Source organism: Burkholderia semiarida (genome assembly GCF_029268935.1).
In the GTDB taxonomy this organism is placed as follows: domain Bacteria; phylum Pseudomonadota; class Gammaproteobacteria; order Burkholderiales; family Burkholderiaceae; genus Burkholderia; species Burkholderia semiarida.
On record NZ_JAHLCL010000007.1, the window covers coordinates 428,946 to 448,530 of the forward strand.

Below are 19,585 nucleotides of genomic sequence, written 5' to 3' on the forward strand. Positions count from 1 at the left end.
AATGCCGCGCCGGCTCATCGGGATCGGAAAGCCGGCGGACGAGAAGGCCCGCCGTGCGGCGGGGCAGTCAGTATAGCGGCGTTACGTGTCGGCGCGCGGCGACGGATAAAAAAGGCGATTGATCAGCGTGCGCACCATCGGCGCGAGCTCGCCCGCGGTCAGCCCGGCCGGGCCGGTGCCGTTCGCGGTCAGCGTGTCGGCCGCGAGGCCGTGCAGGTAGACGCCGGCCAGCGCGGCCTCGTACGGCGCGACCCGCTGCGCGAGCAGCGCGCCGATCAGGCCGCCGAGTACGTCGCCGGTGCCGCCGGTGGCGAGCGCCGCGTTGCCGGTCGGATTGATCGTCACGCGGCCGTCGGGCGCCGCAATCACCGTACCCGAGCCTTTCAGCACGACGATGGCCGCGTAACGGGCGGCGAGCGCCTGTGCGGCCGCGACGCGATCGCGTTGCACGGCGGCGGTGTCGCTGCCGAGCAGGCGTGCGGCTTCGAGCGGATGCGGCGTCAGCACGCATGGATTGCCGCGCGCGCCGCGCGTGGCGACCGCGGCCGCGAGGTCCGCGTGCGTCGCGACGAGATTCAGTGCGTCGGCATCGAGCAGCGTCGCGGTGTCGTACGCGAGCACGTCGCGCACGAGCGTCGCCGCGGCCTCGCGCGTGCCGAGCCCGCAACCGGCCGCGATCGCGGTCATCGCGCCGAGGTCGAGGGTGTCGGCCGGATGCAGCATCAGTTCGGGAAAGGGCGGATCGTACGGCGGCGCACCCGCGCCAAGGAAGCCGACGTGCACCTTGCCGGCGCCGGCGAACAGCGCGGCGCGGGCGGCGAGGATCGGCGCGCCGCACATGCCTGTGTCTCCGCCGAGCACCGCGAGGCTGCCGTACGTGCCCTTGTGGGATGCGAACGCGCGCACGGGCAGCGCCGCGGCGAACCGGGCGACTGCGTTCAGCACGATGGCCGGCGCGGCGGGCGGCGCGACGTCGAGCGACGCGACGTGGATCTCGCCGGCGAGGTCGCGGCCGTCGCCCGTGTAGAGGCCGGGTTTCGCGCCGATGAAGGTGAGCGTGTGGGTGGCCGCGACGGCGACGCCCGCGCCGACGATCCGGCCCGTGTCGCTGTCGAGCCCGCTCGGCACGTCGAGCGCGAGCACGCGGCCGCCGCCGCGCGCATGGGCGGCGATGCGCGCGGCCTGCTCGGCAAACGGACCGTCGAGCGCGCGGCCGAGACCGATGCCGAACAGCCCGTCGACGACCCACGCATAGCCGTCGAGCGACGCGGGCGGGGTGGCCGACAACGGCACGCCGGCCGAGCGCGCGAGACCGAGCGCCCATTGCGCGTCGTCCGGCTTGACCGGCACCGGCATCCACGCATGCGTCGCGACGCCGAGCTGCTGGAGCTGCGCGGCCGCCACCAGTGCGTCGCCGCCGTTGTTGCCGGGGCCGACCGCGAACCAGACGGCGCGTTCGTCGCCGGCCATGCGCTCGGACAGCCAATGTGCGGCGGCGGCGCCGGCCCGGCCCATCAGCGTGTGCGGCGGCAGCGCGGCGGTGGCGTCGGCTTCGGCCGCGCGCAGGTCGGCGACGCGCAGGAGCGCGATCGGATCGGAATCGGGAAGCGGGTGGGTAGCGGTCATCGCGGGATCGTGGCGGCTGGCAAGGATGCCGCCACGGGACGGCCCGCGGCGGTCAGGTCGTGAAGCGGCCGGCGCTCAGCGCGGCGAGCGTGTCGGCGGGCCAGTGCTGGACGTTGCCGCCCAGATAGTCGGCCACCACTTTAGCAGACCCGCACGCGAGCCCCCAGCCGGCCGGGCCATGGCCGAAATTGACGAACACGCGTGGATGCGGGGTCGGACCCACGACGGGCAGGCCGTCCGGCGACAGCAGTTGCATGCCTTGCCACGACAGCGCGGCCGAAATCCGCGCCGCGCCGGGTACCCAATCGTGGACGGCCTGGCCGAGCAGCGCGAGCGCGGCCTCGGACAGCGGCTCGGCGAGCGGCTTCGCGGTATCGGCGAGACTCTGCAGCACGGCGCCGCCGCCGATGCGCAGCCGCTGGTGGGTGCGCGTGATCGAGATCCGCTTGATCGAATCGACGACGCTCAGGTGTGGCGCATGCTCTTCGTATGCAACCGGCGCGGTGAGCGTATGGGTGCGCACCGGATGCAGCGGCAGGCGCCAGCCGAGCCGTTCGAGCAGCGCAAGGCTGCCGGCGCCGGCCGCGACCACGATCGCGTCGGCGGACATCACGTCGACCTCGCGCGCCTTCGCCGGGTTTCCATTGCCCGGCGGCACGAGTTCGACCGCGGCGCGGCCGTTGTCGACGCGGATCGCGGCGACGTCCGCGCCGAAGCGGAACTGCACGCCGTGCTCGTCGAGCGTCTGCTTGACCAGTTTCGCGAACAGCGGGCAGTTGCCGGTGCGCTCGGTTTCGAGCAGCACGCCGCCCGCAAAGCCGGGTTCGGCCGGCACCGACGGTTCCAGCGCCGTGCATTCGTCGGCGGTGAGCGTGCGGTACGGCTGGTCGAGCGTGCGCAGCAGGTCGAGCGCGGGTTGCAGCGCGTCCCAGTCGCGCGGATCGCGCACGACGTGCAGGATGCCCGGCTTCTGCTCGAATTCGAGTTCCAGGCGCGCCTCGATATCGGCGAGCGTGTCGCGCGACACGTCGATCAGCGGGCGCAGCCGCGCGTACTGCGCGGCGAACGCGTCGGGCTCGCGCAGCGCGCCGAGCTGCTTGACGAAGCGGCGCACGCCGCCGTTCAAGCCCGGTTTGTAGACGATGCCGCTGTCGCGCGGCTGGCGCTGGCGCATGAAAGTCGGGCCGAACCAGACGTCGAGGGGGCTCGGCAGCAGCGCGCCGCCGTCGCCGTAGGTCGCGCCTTGCGCGACGGTCGCGTGGCGTTCGACCACGCACACGCGATGGCCGGCCGCGCGCAGCTGGTAGGCGGTGGCGACGCCGCTGATCCCGCCGCCGATGACGATCACATCCATGGATTGCTTCGATGACGGGCGGCGCGTACGCCGCCCGGTGAGAATTCGCTGAGGGCCCGGGCCCGGTGAACCCGGAATGATAGCGCCAAAAGTGCGCGAGCCGGCGCCGGCCGAGCATGGGTCGTGCGGGCGCGCCACGACGGCGCGGCGCACGGGCTGCTCGGGCCGGCCCGGCCGGCGGCCGTGCGCGCCCCGCGCGCGGGCACCGGTGCGGTGCATGAGGCGCACCGATCGGCCGGTCTTGGACGCCCGACTTCCGGGTATAATTACGGCCTTCCTTTCGCCCCACGTCGCCACCTCGCGCGACTCTTCGACGTCAGTCCAGCCCATGGCTCACTTCTCGTGTTTTCCCGGCGCTTCGGCCCTCTCCGATTTCCGTCAAACCCGTCTGCTCGACACGCTCAGGCAAATCGACGCCAACATCGTCGCGGTGCGCGGCCAGTTCCTGCACTTCGTCAATGCGGCCGAGCCGCTGTCGGCCGACGACAGCGCGCGCATCGACGCGCTGATGCACTACGGCGAGCCGTTCCAGCCGGCGGGCGAGAAGGGCGCGACCGAGACCTTCGTCGTGCTGCCGCGCTTCGGCACGGTCTCGCCGTGGGCGAGCAAGGCGACCGACATCGCGCAGCACTGCGGCCTCACGCACGTGCGCCGCATCGAGCGCGGCGTCGAATTCACGGTCACGCTGAAGTCGGGCCTGCTCGGCGGCAAGAAGGCGCTGTCGGACGACGCCCGTGCGGCAGTCGCGGCCGCGCTGCACGACCGGATGACCGAAAGCGTGGTCGCGGCCCGCGACGACGCGAAGCATCTGTTCGACGAGCTGCCGGCCAAGCCGCTGTCGACCGTCGACGTGCTGGGTGTCGGCCGCGCCGCGCTCGAGCAGGCGAACGTCGAGCTGGGCCTCGCGCTCGCCGACGACGAGATCGACTACCTGGTCGACGCGTTCCGCAAGCTCGAACGCAATCCGACCGACGTCGAGCTGATGATGTTCGCGCAGGCGAACAGCGAACACTGCCGCCACAAGATCTTCAATGCACAGTGGACGATCGACGGGCAAGCGCAGGACATGTCGCTGTTCGCGATGATCCGCAACACCGAGAAGCTGAGCCCGCAGGGCACGATCGTCGCGTATTCGGACAACTCGTCGATCATGGTCGGCGCCGAAGCCGAGCGCTGGTTCCCGCGCAAGTCGGGTGCCGCGGGCGAGCCGGGTGAACGTTATGGCCGCCACACCGAGCTCACGCACACGCTGATGAAGGTCGAGACGCACAACCACCCGACGGCGATCTCGCCGTTCCCGGGGGCGGCGACCGGCGCGGGCGGCGAGATCCGCGACGAAGGCGCGACGGGCCGCGGCGCGCGTCCGAAGGCCGGCCTCACGGGCTTCACCGTGTCGAACCTCGACCTGCCGGACGCCCGCCGGTCGTGGGAAAACGATCGCGACGCCGCGCAGCCGATGGCCGAGCGCAACCCGAACGAAGCGCACGGCCCGTACGGCCGTCCGGACCGCATCGCGTCGCCGCTGCAGATCATGATCGACGGCCCGCTCGGCGGCGCCGCGTTCAACAACGAATTCGGCCGCCCGAACCTCGGCGGCTACTTCCGCGTGTACGAACAGAACGTCGGCGGCACGGTGCACGGCTATCACAAGCCGATCATGATCGCGGGCGGCCTCGGCAACATCGCGGATCAGCACACGCACAAGCACGACGTGCCGGCGGGCTCGCTGCTGATCCAGATCGGCGGCCCCGGCATGCGGATCGGCATGGGCGGCGGCGCTGCGAGCTCGATGGCGACCGGCGCGAACACGGCCGAGCTCGACTTCGACTCGGTGCAGCGCGGCAACCCGGAAATCGAGCGTCGCGCGCAGGAAGTGATCAACGGCTGCTGGCAGCTCGGCGCGGAAAACCCGATCCTGAGCATCCACGACGTCGGCGCGGGCGGCCTGTCGAACGCGTTCCCCGAAATCGTCGACGGCGCGGGCAAGGGCGCGCGCTTCGAGCTGCGCAAGGTCGCACTCGAGGAATCGGGCCTGTCGCCGCGCGAAATCTGGTCGAACGAGGCGCAGGAGCGCTACGTGCTGGCGATCGCGCCGGCCGACCTGCCGCGCTTCGAGGCGATCTGCGCGCGCGAGCGTTGCCCGTTCGCGGTGGTCGGTGTCGCGACCGACGAGCGCCAGCTGAAGCTCGTCGACGACGAAGCGACGGGCGCCGGCGAATACCCGGTCGACATGCCGATGGAAGTGCTGCTCGGCAAGCCGCCGCGCATGCACCGCGACGTCGTGCGCGTGAAGACCGAGCGCGCGCCGGTCGACGTGACGGGCATCGCGCTGTCGGAAGTCGCACTCGACGTGCTGAAGCACCCGACGGTCGGCAGCAAGTCGTTCCTGATCACGATCGGCGACCGTTCCGTCGGCGGGACGTCGGTGCGCGACCAGATGGTCGGCCCGTGGCAGGTGCCGGTAGCCGACTGCGCGATCACCGCGCTCGACTACGCCGGCTTCAAGGGCGAGGCGATGACGATGGCCGAGCGTACGCCGCTCGCGGTCATCGATGCGCCGGCATCGGGCCGCATGGCCGTCGGCGAAGCGATCACGAACATCGCGAGCGCGCCGATCGCGTCGCTCGACAAGCTGAAGCTGTCGGCGAACTGGATGGCCGCGTGCGGCACGGCCGGCGAAGACGCCGCGCTGTTCGACACGGTCAAGGCGATCGGCATGGAGCTGTGCCCGGCACTCGGGATCGGCATCCCGGTCGGCAAGGACTCGCTGTCGATGAAGACGAAGTGGAACGAGCAGGGCGTCGCGAAGGAAGTGGTGTCGCCGGTGTCGCTGATCATCTCCGCATTCGCGCCGGTCGAGGACGTGCGCCGCCATCTCACGCCGCAACTGCGCCGCGTGGCGGATGCGGGCGACAGCGTGCTGATCGCGATCGACCTCGGCCGCGGCAAGAACCGGATGGGCGGCAGCATCTTCGCGCAGGTCACGCAGCAGGTTGGCGACACGACGCCGGACGTCGACGACGCGGAGGACCTGAAGCGCTTCTTCAACGCGATCCAGTCGCTCAATGCGCGAGACTTGCTGCTCGCGTACCACGATCGCTCGGATGGCGGCCTGTGGGCGACCGTGTGCGAAATGGCGTTCGCGGGCCACGCGGGCGTGTCGCTGAACGTCGACATGCTGACGCTCGACCCGAACCACGAATCCGACTACGGCGACGCGAAGGACTGGGCGAAGCAGACGAGCGGCCGTCGCGACGACCGCACGCTGCGCGCGCTGTTCTCCGAAGAACTCGGCGCCGTCGTGCAGGTGCGCGCGTCCGACCGCGACGCGGTGCTCGGCGCGCTGCGCGAGTTCGGCCTGTCGACGTGCTCGCACGTGATCGGCTCGGTCAACGATCGCGACGTGATCGAGGTGTACCGCGATGCGAAGAAGATCTTCGACGCGCCGCGTACCGAACTCCATCGCGCATGGAGCGAAGTAAGCTGGCGTATCGCACGCCTGCGCGACAACCCCGCCTGCGCGGATGCCGAATACGACGCGCTGCTCGACGCGGCCGATCCGGGCATCTCGCCGGTGCTGACGTTCGATCCGGCCGACGACATCGCCGCGCCGTTCATCGCGACGGGCGCTCGGCCGCGCGTCGCGATCCTGCGCGAGCAGGGCGTGAACTCGCATCTGGAAACGGCGTACGCGTTCGACCGCGCAGGCTTCGATGCGCACGACGTGCACATGAGCGACCTGCTCGCGGGCCGCGCGACGCTGGCCGATTTCGCGGGCGCGGTCGCGTGCGGCGGCTTCTCGTACGGCGACGTGCTGGGCGCCGGCGAAGGCTGGGCGAAGACGATCCGGTTCAACGCGAACCTCGCCGACATGTTCTCGGCGTTCTTCGCGCGTCCCGATACGTTCGCACTCGGCATCTGCAACGGCTGCCAGATGCTGTCGAGCATCGCGTCGATGATCCCGGGCGCGGAAGCCTGGCCGAAGTTCACGCGCAACAAGTCCGAGCAGTTCGAGGCACGCTTCTCGTTCGTCGAAGTGGAGAAGTCGCCGTCGATCTTTTTCGCGGGGATGGAAGGCTCGCGGATTCCGGTCGCGGTCGCGCACGGCGAAGGCTATGCGGACTTCTCGCAGCAGGGCGACATCGAGCGCGTCGCGGTCGCGATGCGTTACGTCGACCACCGCGGCGAAGCGACCGAGCGCTATCCGTTCAACCCGAACGGCTCGCCCGCCGGCATCACGTCGGTCACGACGGCCGACGGCCGCTTCTCGGTGCTGATGCCGCACATGGAGCGCGTGCATCGCACGGTCACGATGAGCTGGCACCCGGAAGGCTGGGGTGAGGCGAGCCCGTGGATGCGTGTGTTCCGCAACGCACGCCGCTGGATCGGCTGATTCGGGGATGATGTTCGACCCGAACGCGCCGGTCGAGGTCGTCACGCTGCGTGACGCGCGTGCGAGCGAGGCCGACGCGATCGGCCGCGTGATCCGCGCGGCGTTCGCGGGCGAGCCGCAGGGCGGGCAGTTCGAGCAGCGCATCGTCGACACGCTGCGCGCCGACGGTGCGCTGAGCGTGTCGCTCGTCGCGGAGCGCGATGGGCGTATCGTCGGGCACGTCGCGTTCTCGCCGGTCGCGATCGGCGGCGAGCCGGCCGCCAGCCAGCAGTGGTACGGGCTCGCGCCGCTCGCGGTGCGGCCCGAATGCCAGCGGCAAAGCATCGGCGCGGGGCTCGTGCGCACGGGGCTCGACGCGTTGCGGCGGCTCGGCGCGCGTGGCTGCGTCGTGCTCGGCGAGCCGGCGTATTACGCGCGTTTCGGGTTTGAACCGCACGGCGGCATCGTGTTTCCGGGCGTGCCGGCCGAGTATTTCCTCGCGCTGTCGTTCGACGAATCGGCACCGGTGCCGTCAGGTAACGTGCGTTACCACGACGTGTTCTATCCCGCCGCGTAGCGAACGCGGTGTGCGGTCACACCTGGCATGGCAAAGCCGCTCTTTGGAGCGGTTTTTTATTGCACGTCGGCCGCGCGTCGCCGCATCGCGAGATACATGTTCGCGCGCGCCAAAAGAAAAAGCCGCTCCGAAGAGCGGCTTTGCGATGCGCGTATGACGTGCGCCGGCGTTACTGAATCTTCGCCTGCTGGCGCAGACCTTCCTCGAACGCCTGCAGCTTCTGCTGCACGAGCTGCTGCGCGATCTGCGCCTTCACCTGGTCGAACGGCGGCGGGGCGATGTCGCGGATGTCGTCGACGCGGATGATGTGCCAGCCGAACTGCGTCTTCACCGGCGCGTCGGTCATCTGGCCTTTCTGCAGCTTCTGCGCGGCCGCCGCGAATTCCGGTACGTACGCCTTCGGATCGGACCAGTCGAGATCGCCGCCGTTCTTGCCCGAGCCCGGATCCTTCGAGTATTGCTTCGCGAGATCCTCGAATTTCGCGCCGCCCTTGATCTTCGCGATCAGGTCCTTCGCCTGCTGTTCGCTCTCGACGAGGATGTGGTGCAGGTGATACTCGCGGTTGCCGCCCACGCCCTTGACGAGTTCGTCGTAGCGCGCCTTCACTTCGGCGTCGGTCGGCTGGTTCTTCTTCAGGAAGCTCTCGATCATCGAGCGCAGCACGACGGTCTGCTGCGCGACGGCGACTTGCGCCTTCACGTCCGGACGATTCGGGATGCCTTCGCGGATCGCTTCCTGCATCAGGATTTCGCGGTTCACGAGTTCCTGGCGCACGGCCTGCTGCAGTTGCGGGCCGTCGGTCTGGCCTTGCTGGACGAGCTGCGCGACCATCGCGTCGGCGCGCGATTTCGGAATCGGCGTGCCGTTGACGACGGCGATGTTCTGGGCGAATGCCGGCGCCGCTGCAAACGCAGCCGCCGCGACCCACAGGCGGGGGGATTTCAGGATCATCGGGAATTCCTAATGAGACTAGATTGAAGATTCGTTGAATTCTTCGGGCGTGTAAGCCACGATCGCGAGCGCGTGAATGCCGCGCTGCATCGCATCAGCGAGCGCATCATACACCAGCCGGTGCCGAGCGACGCGCGGCTTGCCCGCGAACGCGGACGATACGATCGTGACCGTGAAATGGCCGCCGGCGGCCGCGCCCGCGTGGCCTGCGTGCTGCGCGCTGTCGTCGCGCACGGTGAGCGACAGCGGCGCGAGCGACGCGGTGAGGCGCGCTTCGATCAGCGCGATGCGTTCGTCGGCGGAGGCGTGGAGAAAGGCGTCGCTCATGTCATTCGTCCTTCAGGTACTTCGTGAGCCACAGGCTCTGCAGGATGATGAATACGACCATCGCGCCCGTCGTACCGAACAGCTTGAAGTTCACCCATTGCGATTCGGTGAAGTTGTGCACCACGTACAGGTTCGCGACGCCGAGCACCGCGAAGAACAGCGCCCACGCGACGTTCAGTTTGTCCCACACGGGGGACGGCAGCGTGAGCTGCTTGCCCATCATCTTCTCGATCAGGTTCTTGCTGAACGCATAACGCGCGGCGAGCAGCCCGATCGCAAACAGCCAGTACAGCACGGTCGGTTTCCATTGAATGAATTTCTCGTCATGCAGGACGAGGGTGGCGCCACCGAACACGACGATCACGCCCAGGCTGACCCACAGCATCGTGTCGACCTTCCGGTGCCGGAAGGCGACCCACGCGACCTGGGCCAGCGTCGCGACGATCGCGACGGCGGTGGCGGTAAAGATGCCCCAGACCTTGAAGGCGACAAAAAACAGGATGATCGGAAACAGATCGAACAGGAATTTCATGGCGCTCGCAGCTGCGTGACGGGCCGCTCGTGCGGCCCGTCACCGTTGTAGGGACCCGCCAGGCATCGCCGTCGCGGATCGGGGCGGTCCGGCTCGAGGCTGGCCGCCCGGCAGATCCGCCCGGCGCCGCTCATTCGTTTTCGGGTCGGGACTCGAAGTTTAACGCAGCCGAATTGATGCAGTACCGCAAACCGGTCTTGTCGCGCGGGCCGTCCTCGAAGACGTGGCCCAGATGCGCGCCGCAGTGGTTGCAGCGCACCTCGACGCGCACCATCCCGTGCGAGTAGTCGACCTTCTCGTCGATCACCTCGCCGTTGAGCGGCTTGAAGTAGCTGGGCCAGCCGCAGCCCGAGTGGAACTTGGCGCCGGATTCGAACAGCGGCGTGCTGCAGACGACGCACTTGTAGATGCCGGCATCCTCGGTGTCGGTGTATTCGCCGGTGAACGCGCGCTCGGTCGCCGCGTGCTGCGTGACCTCGTACTGCATCGGCGTGAGCCGGCGGCGCAGCTCGGCGTCGTCCTTCTGGTACGGGTAGGTTTTGTCGTCGGAATCGTGGGACATGAGGTTCTCCTGATCGGTCGGTCGAGATGCGCGGGTTGCGGGCTTACGACGAGCAGCTCACTTCGAGCGAGCCCGCCCAGTCGGGCGGCAACGCCGCGTATGCTTCGTGCTCCGGTTGTTCGTCGAACGGGCGGCGCAGGATTCGCGCGAGCCGCTCGACTTCCGAAAAATCCTTTTCCTTCGCGCGCCGGATCGCGACTTCGGCCAGATGGTTGCGAAGCACGTATTTGGGGTTCGCGCGGTTCATTGCAACCGCGCGTGCCGCGTCGTCGCGCGTCTCCTCGGACAGCCGCGTGCGGTAGAGGTTCGCCCATGCGTCGAATGCTTCGCGGTCGATGAAGAGGTCGCGCACGGGCGCGTCGCGGCTCGCGTCGTGCTTCGACAGCTGCGCGAGCCGGCGGAACGTCAGCGTGAAATCCGCGTGGCTCGCGTGCATCGTCTCGAGCAGCTTGTTCGCGAGTTCGGCGTCGTTCTCGCGCTCGAGCTCGAGGCCGAGCTTCGCGCGCATCGCGCGTTCGAGCGCGGGACCGAAGCGTTCGGGGAATGTCGCGAGTACGGCCTGTGCATCGTCCACCGCGCGCTCGGCGCGCGCATCGTCGTCGGCGATGCCGTGCTGCAGCCCGATCAGCGGCAGCAGCGCCTGCGCGAGGCAATAGCAGTTCCAGTGCGCGATGCGCGGCTGCATCCGGTACGCATAGCGGCCGCCGGTGTCGGAGTGGTTGCAGATGTGGTTCGCGTCGAATGCGTCGACGAAGCCGAACGGGCCGTAGTCGATCGTCACGCCGAGGATCGACATGTTGTCGGTGTTCATCACGCCGTGGCAGAAGCCGACGGCCTGCCATTGCGCGACGAGCTCGGCCGTGCGCAGCGTCGCGGCTTCGAGCAGCGCGAGGTACGGATCGTCCGCGTCGCGGCAGGCCGGATAGAAGCGGTCGATTACATGATCGGCAAGCTGGCGCAGCAGGTCGGGGCGATCGTTCGAGAAGAAGTGCTCGAAGTGGCCGAAGCGCACGAAGCTTTCCGACACGCGCGTGACGACGGCCGCCGTCTCGATCTCCTCGCGCACCACCGGCTGGTCGGAGCCGATCACCGTCAGCGCGCGCGTGGTCGGGATGCCGAGGTGATGCATCGCTTCCGAGCACAGGAATTCGCGGATCGACGAGCGCAGCACCGCGCGGCCGTCGCCCATTCGCGAATACGGCGTGCGGCCGCCGCCCTTGAGCTGCAGTTCGTAGCGCCGGCCGTCGGCGCCGGGCAATTCGCCGATCGTCAGCGCGCGGCCGTCGCCGAGCTGGCCGGCCCACACGCCGAACTGATGGCCGGAATAGACCGATGCGTACGGCATCGCGTGCGCGGGCCAGTCGCGCGTCGGGTTGCCGGCGAACAGCTCGGCGAAGCCGGGCCGCGCGGCGATCGACGGCGGCAGGTCGAGCAGTCGCGCGACTTCGTCGGAAAAGCCGACGACGTACGGCGCGGCGAGCGGCGCGGCCGGCAGCCGCGTATGAAACGCGTCGCCGAGCGTCACGAACGCACGTTCGGCGGGCGCGCCGAGCGTCGCGGCGAGGTCGGGCAGGGTGTCAGCCGCATCGGCTGCGCTTCGGGAAAACGACATGTTGAGCGCCTCTGGGTAAGCCGATATTGTAAGGCGGCGCCGCGCCGCCCGCATGGCGGCCCGCGCACCGTGCGCCGCGCCCGTCCGGGCCGCCGACGGGCGCGCCGCGGGAGCCGGTCACCGATTCGCATCCTTCACGGAGAACGAGACGATGGGTAAGCCGTTGCTGGGCCAGATGATGGATGTGCCGTTGCTCGTGTCGTCGCTGATTTCGCATGCCGCGCGGCACGCCGGCGACACGGAGATCGTGTCGAAGCGCGTGGAAGGCGACCTGCATCGCTACACGTACCGCGATTGCGAGCGCCGCGCGAAGCAACTGGCGCAGGCGCTCGCGCGGCTCGGCGTCGAAACCGGCGACCGCGTCGGCACGCTGGCGTGGAACGGCTACCGGCATCTGGAAGCGTATTACGGGATCGGCGGGATGGGCGCCGTGTGCCACACGATCAATCCGCGCCTGTTCCCCGAACAGATCGCGTACATCGTCAATCACGCGGAAGACCGCTACGTCTTCTTCGACATCAATTTCGCGCCGCTCGTCGATGCGATCGCGCCGCAATGTCCGCACGTGCAGGGCTGGATCGCGATGACGGACGCCGCGCACCTGCCGTCCGGCGCCACGCCGTTCCTCTGCTACGAAACGCTCGTCGACGCCGAGGACGGCCGCTACGACTGGCCGCGCCTCGACGAGCAGCAGGCGTCGGGGCTCTGCTACACGTCGGGGACGACCGGCAACCCGAAGGGCGTGCTGTATTCGCATCGCTCGACCGTGCTGCATGCGTACGGCGCCGCGCTGCCCGACGCGATGAACCTGTCCGCGATGGACGCCGTGCTGCCCGTCGTGCCGATGTTCCACGTCAACGCATGGGGGCTGCCGTACGCGGTGCCGCTCACAGGCGGCAAGCTGGTGCTGCCCGGCAAGGATCTCGACGGGAAATCGCTGTACGAGCTGATGGAGGCCGAGCGCGTGACGTTCTCCGCGGGCGTGCCGACCGTGTGGCTCGGCCTGCTGAACTACATGCGCGAAGCCGGCGTGCGTTTCTCGACGCTGAACCGCACGGTGATCGGCGGCTCCGCGTGCCCGCCCGCGATGCTGCGCACGTTCGAGGACGAGTACGGCGTGCGCGTGATCCATGCGTGGGGGATGACCGAACTGTCGCCGCTCGGCACGCTCGCGAAGCTCAACTGGGCGCAGTCGCGGCGGCCGCTCGACGCGCAGCGCCGGCTGCTGGAGAAGCAGGGGCGCGTGATCTGCGGCGTCGACATGCGCATCGTCGGCGAGGACGGCCGCGAGCTGCCGTGGGACGGCGTCGCGTTCGGCGAACTGCAGGTGCGCGGGCCGTGGGTGATCGACCACTACTTTCGCGGCAATGAATCGCCGCTGGCGGACGGCTGGTTCCCGACCGGCGACGTCGCGACGATCGACCCTGACGGCTTCCTGCAGATCACCGACCGCAGCAAGGACGTGATCAAGTCGGGCGGCGAGTGGATCAGCTCGATCGACATCGAGAACGTCGCGATCGCGCATCCGGGCGTGGCCGAGGCCGCCTGCATCGCGTGCGCGCACCCGAAATGGACCGAGCGGCCGTTGCTCGTCGTGGTGCCGCGTGAAGGCGCGAACCTGAGCCGCGACGCGCTGCTCGCGTTCTACGAGGGCAAGGTCGCGAAGTGGTGGATTCCCGACGACGTGGTGTTCGTCGACTCGCTGCCGCACACCGCGACCGGCAAGCTGCAGAAGCTGAAGTTGCGCGAGACGTTCCGCGATTACGTGTTGCCGACGGCGGTGGGCGCGCCGTAAGCCGTCGCGCCCGGGCAGCCGCCGGCACGCGGGGCCGGTCGCCCGATGCCGGTCGCCCGACGCCGGTCGCCCCGCTTCGTCCCCGAATCGGGAACGCAATTCAAATTGAACGATCGTGCTTTTTCGTTGTATGCTGCCTGCGTTCATCCGGACATGCGGCCGTTCGACCGCGCACAATGAAGCGCAGCCAATCCGGCGCGCGATGCATGGAGGCAGGCAGATGGCAGTGGATTACTCGACTCGCGACGGCGTGGCCGTCATCACGCTCAACAATCCGCCCGTCAACGGGCTTGGCCTGTCGACCCGCCAGGGCGTCATGGACGCGCTCGATCGCGCCGCGCAGGATCCGTCGGTCACGGCCATCGTGCTGACCGGCGCGGGCCGCGCGTTCTCGGGCGGCGCCGACATCACCGAATTCAATACGCCGAAGGCGCTGCAGGAGCCGACGCTGCACACCGTGATCCGCGCGGTGGAGGCGAGCGCGAAGCCGGTCGTCGCGGCGCTGCACAGCGTCGTGATGGGCGGCGGCCTAGAGCTCGCTCTCGGCGCGCATTACCGGGTCGCCGCGCCCGGCGCGCAGGTCGCGTTGCCCGAGGTGAAGCTCGGGCTGCTGCCGGGTGCGGGCGGCACGCAGCGCCTGCCGCGCGCGGTCGGGCTCGAAACCGCGCTGAACATGATCGTGTCGGGCGCGCCGGTGCCGTCGCAGCAACTCGCGAAGAGCGGGCTGTTCGACGAAATGGCCGACGGCGACCTGCTCGACGCGGCCGTTGCGTTCGCGCGCAAGGTTGGCGCGCAGAAGGGGCCGCATCCGCGCGTGCGCGATCGCAAGATCGTCCACGAGAACGCGGCGGGCTTCATCCAGTTCGCGCGCAATTCCGCGCGGGCCGCCGCGCCGAATTTCCCCGCGCCGCACAAGTGCATCGACGCGATCGAGGCCGGCGTGCTGAACGGCTTCGACAAGGGCAGCATCGCCGAGCGCGAGGGTTTCGTCGCGCTGATGATGACGCCGGAAAGCCGCGCGCTGCGCCATGCATTCTTCGGCGAGCGCGCGGCGAGCAAGATTCCCGACGTGCCGGCCGATACGCCGTTGCGCGAGATCCGCCGGGTCGGCGTGATCGGCGCGGGCACGATGGGCGGCGGGATCGCGATGAACTTCATCAACGCCGGGCTGCCGGTCACGCTGCTCGAGACGAAGCAGGACGCGCTCGAGCGCGGCCTCGCGACGATCCGCAAGAACTACGACGCGCAGGTGAAGAAGGGCAAGCTCTCGCAGGAGAAGCTCGACGCGCGCATGGCGTTGATCACGCCGACGCTGTCCTACGACGACCTGAAGGACGCCGACCTGATCGTCGAAGCGGTGTTCGAGGAACTCGGCGTGAAGGAGCAGGTGTTCAGGAAGCTCGACGAAGTCGCGAAGCCGGGCGCGATCCTTGCGTCCAACACGTCGACGCTCGACGTCGACAAGATCGCGGCGTTCACGAAGCGCCCGCAGGACGTCGTCGGCATGCACTTCTTCAGCCCGGCGAACGTGATGAAGCTGCTCGAGGTCGTGCGCGGCGCGCGGACCGCGAAGGACGTCCTCGCGACCGTGATGGCGGTGGCGAAGAAGATCCGCAAGACGGCGGTCGTGTCGGGCGTGTGCGACGGCTTCATCGGCAACCGGATGATCGAGCAGTACATCCGCCAGGCGCTGTTCATGCTCGAGGAAGGCGCGCTGCCCGCGCAGGTCGATCGCGCGATCGAGAAGTTCGGCTTCGCAATGGGGCCGTTCCGGATGAGCGACCTCGCCGGCAACGACATCGGCTGGGCGATCCGCAAGCGGCGCTACGTCGAGCAGCCTGGCCTGCACTATTCGAAGATCGCCGACCGCCTGTGCGAGCAGGGCCGCTTCGGCCAGAAGACGGGCGCCGGCTGGTACGACTACGTGCCGGGCGATCGCAAGGCCAAGCCGTCGGCGCTCGTCGACGAGATGGTCGTCGCGTACTCGAAGGAGCGCGGCGTCGAGCGGCGCAAGATCGGCGACGACGAGATCGTCGAGCGGCTCGTGTTCGCGCTCGTCAACGAAGGCGCGAAGATCCTCGAGGAGAAGATCGCGTCGAAGGCGTCCGACATCGACATGGTCTATCTGACCGGCTATGGCTTCCCGCTGTGGCGCGGCGGCCCGATGCTGTACGCGGATACGGTCGGCCTCTACAACGTCGAGCGCGCGATTCGCGGCTATGCGGCGGCGCCGAACGGCGACGCGTGGCAGCTCGCGCCGTCGATCGCGGAACTGGCCAAGGCCGGCAGCGGGTTCAACGGCTGACGATCTCGCACGACGGCGCGCCCGATTCACCCAGGAGAATTGAAATGAAACGCACCGACGACGTCCTGCTCGTGATCGACGTGCAATACGACTTCATGCCGGGCGGCGCGCTCGCGGTGCCCGACGGCGATGCGGTCGTGCCGGTGATCAACGCGCTCGCGCAACGCTTCGACCAGGTCGTGCTCACGCAGGACTGGCACCCGCGCGAGCACGTGTCGTTCGCGGCGAACCATCCGGGCCGCGAGCCGTTTTCCACGCTGTCGCTGCCGTACGGCGAGCAGGTGCTGTGGCCCGTGCACTGCGTGCAGGACACCGACGGCGCGGCGCTGCATCGCGACCTCGACATCCCGCACGCGCGGCTCGTGATCCGCAAGGGCGGCGACGCGCAGGTCGACAGCTATTCCGCGTTCGTCGAGGCCGACCGCACGACACGCACGGGGCTCGCGGGCTATCTGCGCGAGCTCGGCGCGAAGCGCGTGTGGTGCTGCGGGCTCGCGACCGACTATTGCGTCGCGTGGTCGGCGCTCGATGCGCGCGCGGCCGGTTTCGAAGCCGCGGTGATCAACGATGCGTGCCGTGCGATCGACCTGAACGGGTCGCTCGCGCACGCATGGCAGCAGATGCAGGCAGCGGGCGTCGCGCATGTGACGTCCGCCGGCGCGCGCCCGGCGGCGTAGCGCATTTCCCATCCGATTCAGGACATGAAGCAGGACCGAAGGAGACTCGCATGACCGAAGCCGTAATCGTATCGACCGCACGCACGCCGCTCGCGAAGTCCTGGCGCGGCGCATTCAACATGACGCACGGCGCGACGCTCGGCGGCCACGTGGTCGCGGCCGCGCTCGAACGCGCGAAGCTCGATCCGGCGCGCGTCGAGGACGTGATCATGGGCTGCGCGAATCCCGAAGGCGCGACGGGCGCGAACATCGCGCGGCAGATCGCGCTGCGCGCGGGATTGCCGGTGAGCGTGCCGGGGATGACGGTGAACCGTTTCTGTTCGTCGGGGCTGCAGACCATCGCGCTGGCCGCGCAGCGGATCGTCGCGGGCGAAGGCGAGATCTATGTGGCCGGCGGCGTCGAATCGATCTCGTGCGTGCAGAACGAGATGAACCGGCACATGATCCAGGAAGGCTGGCTCGTCCAGCACAAGCCCGAGATCTACTGGAACATGCTGCAGACCGCGGAGAACGTCGCGAAGCGCTACGGCATCTCGAAGGAGCGGCAGGACGCGTACGGCGTGCAGTCGCAACTGCGTGCCGCGGCCGCGCAGGAAGCCGGGCGCTTTCGCGACGAGATCGTGCCGATCACCGTGCTCGCGGGCATCGCCGACAAGGCGACGGGCCGCCTGTACACGCAGGAAGTGACGGTCTCGGCCGACGAAGGCATCCGCCCCGACACGACGCTCGAAGGCGTGTCGAAGATCCGTTCGGCCGTGCCGGGCGGCGTGATCACCGCGGGCAATGCGAGCCAGTTCTCGGACGGCGCGTCGGCATGCGTGGTGATGAGCGCCGACGCCGCGCAACGCGAAGGGCTGCAGCCGCTGGGCGCGTTCCGCGGCTTCGCGGTGGCCGGCTGCGAACCGGACGAAATGGGTATCGGCCCGGTGTTCGCGGTGCCCAAACTGCTGAAGCAGGCCGGGCTGACAGTCGACGACATCGGCCTGTGGGAGCTGAACGAGGCGTTCGCGGTGCAGGTGCTGTACTGCCGCGACACGCTCGGGATTCCTGAGGAGCGCCTGAACGTGAACGGCGGCGCGATCGCGGTCGGCCATCCGTATGGCGTATCGGGCGCGCGCCTGACCGGCCATGCGCTGATCGAGGGCAAGCGGCGCGGCGTGAAGTACGTGGTCGTCACGATGTGCATCGGCGGCGGGCAGGGCGCGGCCGGCCTGTTCGAAATCCTCTGATCTTTGACCGGCCGCGGTGGCGCTTCGGCGTCACCGCACGCCGCCGCGATGAATCGGCGCGACCGATGCGCGATTCGCAACGACGGGGAAGCAAAAGGCATGCACCCGGCAATGCCGTTTCCCCTGACTTGTCAAACGAATTACCCCACCTATACTTGCTCTGACATTTGCCTTTCGGCACGATGGGTCAGATCATGCGTTGCGCGATCCGTGCCGCGAAGACTCCAATCAACGCAGCAGACCGACCGGGGACCGAATGAGTACGACCTATGCAGCCGGGGAACCGCCGCGCGTCGTCAGTGCGGCCGCAAGGCTCTACGCGAAATGCCTGCTGGTCGGATTCGCGTTGCTGCCTGCGTATCTGATTGCCTATCTGTGGTTCTTCAGCGACCGGAGCGTCGTATTCGAGAACCACGCTTTCCATGAAATCGCGATCGCGGCGGCGACGATCGAAGGCGCGTTCGTCACCTATGTGACGTGGGTGTGCTACCGGTCGTCCGGCGAGCCGCTGCTGCGCTGGCTGACGCTCGGCTTTCTCGGTTTCGCGATGATCTATGCGCTGCACGGCGCGTTCACCGGGATGGCGCATCACAATATCTGGCTGTTCCTGCTGTACGGGCCCGCGTCGCGGTTGGCGATGTCCGTGCTGCTGCTCACGGGCCTGCTGTCGTATTCGCGTCCGCCCGACCGGGTCGACAAGCGCACGAGCGCACGGACGTGGCTGCCTTGGATCGTGCTCTTCCTGATCGTCGACGTGGTGGTCGCGTACATCGCGTATTCGCCGGTTGCCGGTGCACTCGGCACGCGGCTGTCGATGGAAGGCGGCGCGCTGGTGTTCTCGCTGCTGAACGTGTGCCTGCTGCTCGCGCGGCGGATCCGCTCGCCGCTGATGGTGATCTACGGCATGTCGATCATGGCGTTCGCGCTGTCGTCGCTCGCGTTCATCCTCGGCAAGCCGTGGAATCACATGTGGTGGCTCGCGCATGCGATCTTCGCGGGCGGGTTCTTCCTGCTCAGTTACGGCGTCGTGCAGGCGCTGCAGACGACGCGCTCGTTCTCGGCGATCTACAGCCAGGAAGACCTGATGAGCCGCTTGTCCGAATCGATGGCGCGCACCGAAAGCGCGCTGCAGGAGCTGCGGCGCACGAACCAGAAGCTCGAGTACATGGCCGCGACCGACCCGATGACGGGCGCGTCGAACCGCCGCCAGTTCATCGCGCAGGTCGAGCGCGAGATCGTGCGGGCCGAGCGCGACGGCACGCCGTTCTGCCTGCTCGCGCTCGATCTCGACAATTTCAAGAACATCAACGATGCCTACGGGCACCAGATCGGCGATGAAGTGCTGCGCGGCGTCGTGCGCCAGTGCCTCGAGGCGATCCGGCCGGCGGGCGCGCTCGCGCGGGTCGGCGGCGAGGAGTTCATGGCGCTCCTGCCCGAGATGCCGCTCGAGGGCGCGCGGATGACGGCCGAGCGCGTGCGTTCGTCGATCGCGAGTGCGCCGTTCGGACTGGACTTCAAGCGCGTGCAGGTGACGGTCAGCGTCGGCGTCGCGCAATACGGCGTCGACGGCGGCACGGTCGATGCGCTGCTGCGGGTGGTCGACGAGCGGCTGTACCAGGCGAAGCGGGAAGGGCGCAACCGCGTGGTGACGCGCTAGTCCGCATG

14 protein-coding genes are annotated in these 19,585 nt (G+C 68.9%); 7 read left to right on the forward strand and 7 right to left on the reverse strand.

Features of this window, described 5'->3' with window-relative positions; genetic code table 11:
* Window positions 1-81: 81 nt before the first annotated feature.
* Window positions 82-1,626, reverse strand: a complete 1,545-nt coding sequence (locus tag KPB06_RS15005) for an NAD(P)H-hydrate dehydratase (protein WP_275906148.1) — start codon at window positions 1,624-1,626, stop codon at window positions 82-84.
* 52 nt (window positions 1,627-1,678) lie between these two features.
* Complete coding sequence (locus KPB06_RS15010) at window positions 1,679-2,980, reverse strand: FAD-dependent oxidoreductase (protein ID WP_060966230.1); 1,302 nt, start codon at window positions 2,978-2,980, stop codon at window positions 1,679-1,681.
* A gap of 328 nt (window positions 2,981-3,308) precedes the next feature.
* On the opposite strand from KPB06_RS15010, the gene purL reads away from it, so the two are divergent.
* Together purL and KPB06_RS15020 are read left to right on the forward strand one after the other, a co-directional pair.
* Complete coding sequence (purL, locus tag KPB06_RS15015; RefSeq protein ID WP_124861816.1) at window positions 3,309-7,373, forward strand: phosphoribosylformylglycinamidine synthase; 4,065 nt, start codon at window positions 3,309-3,311, stop codon at window positions 7,371-7,373.
* Window positions 7,374-7,380: 7 nt separating this feature from the next.
* Complete coding sequence (locus KPB06_RS15020) at window positions 7,381-7,929, forward strand: GNAT family N-acetyltransferase (protein ID WP_059585188.1); 549 nt, start codon at window positions 7,381-7,383, stop codon at window positions 7,927-7,929.
* Window positions 7,930-8,098: 169 nt separating this feature from the next.
* Here KPB06_RS15020 and KPB06_RS15025 read toward each other — a convergent pair whose 3' ends face one another.
* The 5 genes from KPB06_RS15025 to KPB06_RS15045 form a co-directional block, all read right to left on the reverse strand.
* Window positions 8,099-8,881: a peptidylprolyl isomerase gene (locus KPB06_RS15025; protein ID WP_050013274.1), complete on the reverse strand. Its 783-nt coding sequence runs from the start codon at window positions 8,879-8,881 to the stop codon at window positions 8,099-8,101.
* A gap of 18 nt (window positions 8,882-8,899) precedes the next feature.
* Window positions 8,900-9,208: a BolA family protein gene (locus KPB06_RS15030; protein WP_050013273.1), complete on the reverse strand. Its 309-nt coding sequence runs from the start codon at window positions 9,206-9,208 to the stop codon at window positions 8,900-8,902.
* Between the two features lies 1 nt (window position 9,209).
* Window positions 9,210-9,740, reverse strand: coding sequence for a septation protein A (locus tag KPB06_RS15035; protein WP_059585190.1), 531 nt, complete (start codon window positions 9,738-9,740; stop codon window positions 9,210-9,212).
* 130 nt (window positions 9,741-9,870) lie between these two features.
* A complete protein-coding gene (msrB, locus tag KPB06_RS15040; RefSeq protein ID WP_059585191.1) occupies window positions 9,871-10,302 on the reverse strand; it encodes a peptide-methionine (R)-S-oxide reductase MsrB in 432 nt (143 codons plus the stop codon).
* A 43-nt stretch (window positions 10,303-10,345) separates the two neighbouring features.
* Window positions 10,346-11,914 carry a protein adenylyltransferase SelO gene (locus KPB06_RS15045; protein WP_124861814.1) on the reverse strand — a complete coding sequence of 523 codons (1,569 nt, stop codon included), beginning with the start codon at window positions 11,912-11,914 and terminating at the stop codon, window positions 10,346-10,348.
* A 151-nt stretch (window positions 11,915-12,065) separates the two neighbouring features.
* Here KPB06_RS15045 and KPB06_RS15050 point away from each other — a divergent pair, with 151 nt between their 5' ends.
* The 5 genes from KPB06_RS15050 (at window position 12,066) to KPB06_RS15070 (ending at window position 19,577) form a co-directional block, all read left to right on the forward strand.
* Entirely contained in the window at window positions 12,066-13,709 is a 1,644-nt protein-coding gene (locus KPB06_RS15050; RefSeq protein WP_275906149.1) for a 3-(methylthio)propionyl-CoA ligase, read from the forward strand.
* Window positions 13,710-13,929: 220 nt separating this feature from the next.
* Entirely contained in the window at window positions 13,930-16,014 is a 2,085-nt protein-coding gene (locus tag KPB06_RS15055; protein ID WP_124861807.1) for a 3-hydroxyacyl-CoA dehydrogenase NAD-binding domain-containing protein, read from the forward strand.
* 44 nt (window positions 16,015-16,058) lie between these two features.
* On the forward strand, window positions 16,059-16,691 hold the full coding sequence (gene pncA, locus KPB06_RS15060) for a bifunctional nicotinamidase/pyrazinamidase (protein WP_039367118.1): 633 nt from the start codon (window positions 16,059-16,061) through the stop codon (window positions 16,689-16,691).
* Between the two features lie 50 nt (window positions 16,692-16,741).
* Window positions 16,742-17,920, forward strand: coding sequence for an acetyl-CoA C-acyltransferase (locus tag KPB06_RS15065; RefSeq protein ID WP_059585195.1), 1,179 nt, complete (start codon window positions 16,742-16,744; stop codon window positions 17,918-17,920).
* A 256-nt stretch (window positions 17,921-18,176) separates the two neighbouring features.
* Window positions 18,177-19,577 carry a GGDEF domain-containing protein gene (locus KPB06_RS15070; protein WP_059585196.1) on the forward strand — a complete coding sequence of 467 codons (1,401 nt, stop codon included), beginning with the start codon at window positions 18,177-18,179 and terminating at the stop codon, window positions 19,575-19,577.
* The last annotated feature ends 8 nt before the right edge of the window (window positions 19,578-19,585 follow it).

What these genes read in the sequence shown, in the direction of transcription:
- KPB06_RS15010 (WP_060966230.1), bottom strand. Translation starts at nt 2,980, where the DNA reads ATGGATGTGATCGTCATCGGCGGCGGGATCAGCGGCGTCGCCACCGCC.
- KPB06_RS15050 (WP_275906149.1), top strand. Translation starts at nt 12,066, where the DNA reads ATGGGTAAGCCGTTGCTGGGCCAGATGATGGATGTGCCGTTGCTCGTG.
- KPB06_RS15035 (WP_059585190.1), bottom strand. Translation starts at nt 9,740, where the DNA reads ATGAAATTCCTGTTCGATCTGTTTCCGATCATCCTGTTTTTTGTCGCC.
- KPB06_RS15025 (WP_050013274.1), bottom strand. Translation starts at nt 8,881, where the DNA reads ATGATCCTGAAATCCCCCCGCCTGTGGGTCGCGGCGGCTGCGTTTGCA.
- msrB (WP_059585191.1), bottom strand. Translation starts at nt 10,302, where the DNA reads ATGTCCCACGATTCCGACGACAAAACCTACCCGTACCAGAAGGACGAC.
- KPB06_RS15005 (WP_275906148.1), bottom strand. Translation starts at nt 1,626, where the DNA reads ATGACCGCTACCCACCCGCTTCCCGATTCCGATCCGATCGCGCTCCTG.
- pncA (WP_039367118.1), top strand. Translation starts at nt 16,059, where the DNA reads ATGAAACGCACCGACGACGTCCTGCTCGTGATCGACGTGCAATACGAC.
- KPB06_RS15020 (WP_059585188.1), top strand. Translation starts at nt 7,381, where the DNA reads ATGATGTTCGACCCGAACGCGCCGGTCGAGGTCGTCACGCTGCGTGAC.
- KPB06_RS15070 (WP_059585196.1), top strand. Translation starts at nt 18,177, where the DNA reads ATGAGTACGACCTATGCAGCCGGGGAACCGCCGCGCGTCGTCAGTGCG.
- KPB06_RS15065 (WP_059585195.1), top strand. Translation starts at nt 16,742, where the DNA reads ATGACCGAAGCCGTAATCGTATCGACCGCACGCACGCCGCTCGCGAAG.
- KPB06_RS15045 (WP_124861814.1), bottom strand. Translation starts at nt 11,914, where the DNA reads ATGTCGTTTTCCCGAAGCGCAGCCGATGCGGCTGACACCCTGCCCGAC.
- KPB06_RS15055 (WP_124861807.1), top strand. Translation starts at nt 13,930, where the DNA reads ATGGCAGTGGATTACTCGACTCGCGACGGCGTGGCCGTCATCACGCTC.
- KPB06_RS15030 (WP_050013273.1), bottom strand. Translation starts at nt 9,208, where the DNA reads ATGAGCGACGCCTTTCTCCACGCCTCCGCCGACGAACGCATCGCGCTG.
- purL (WP_124861816.1), top strand. Translation starts at nt 3,309, where the DNA reads ATGGCTCACTTCTCGTGTTTTCCCGGCGCTTCGGCCCTCTCCGATTTC.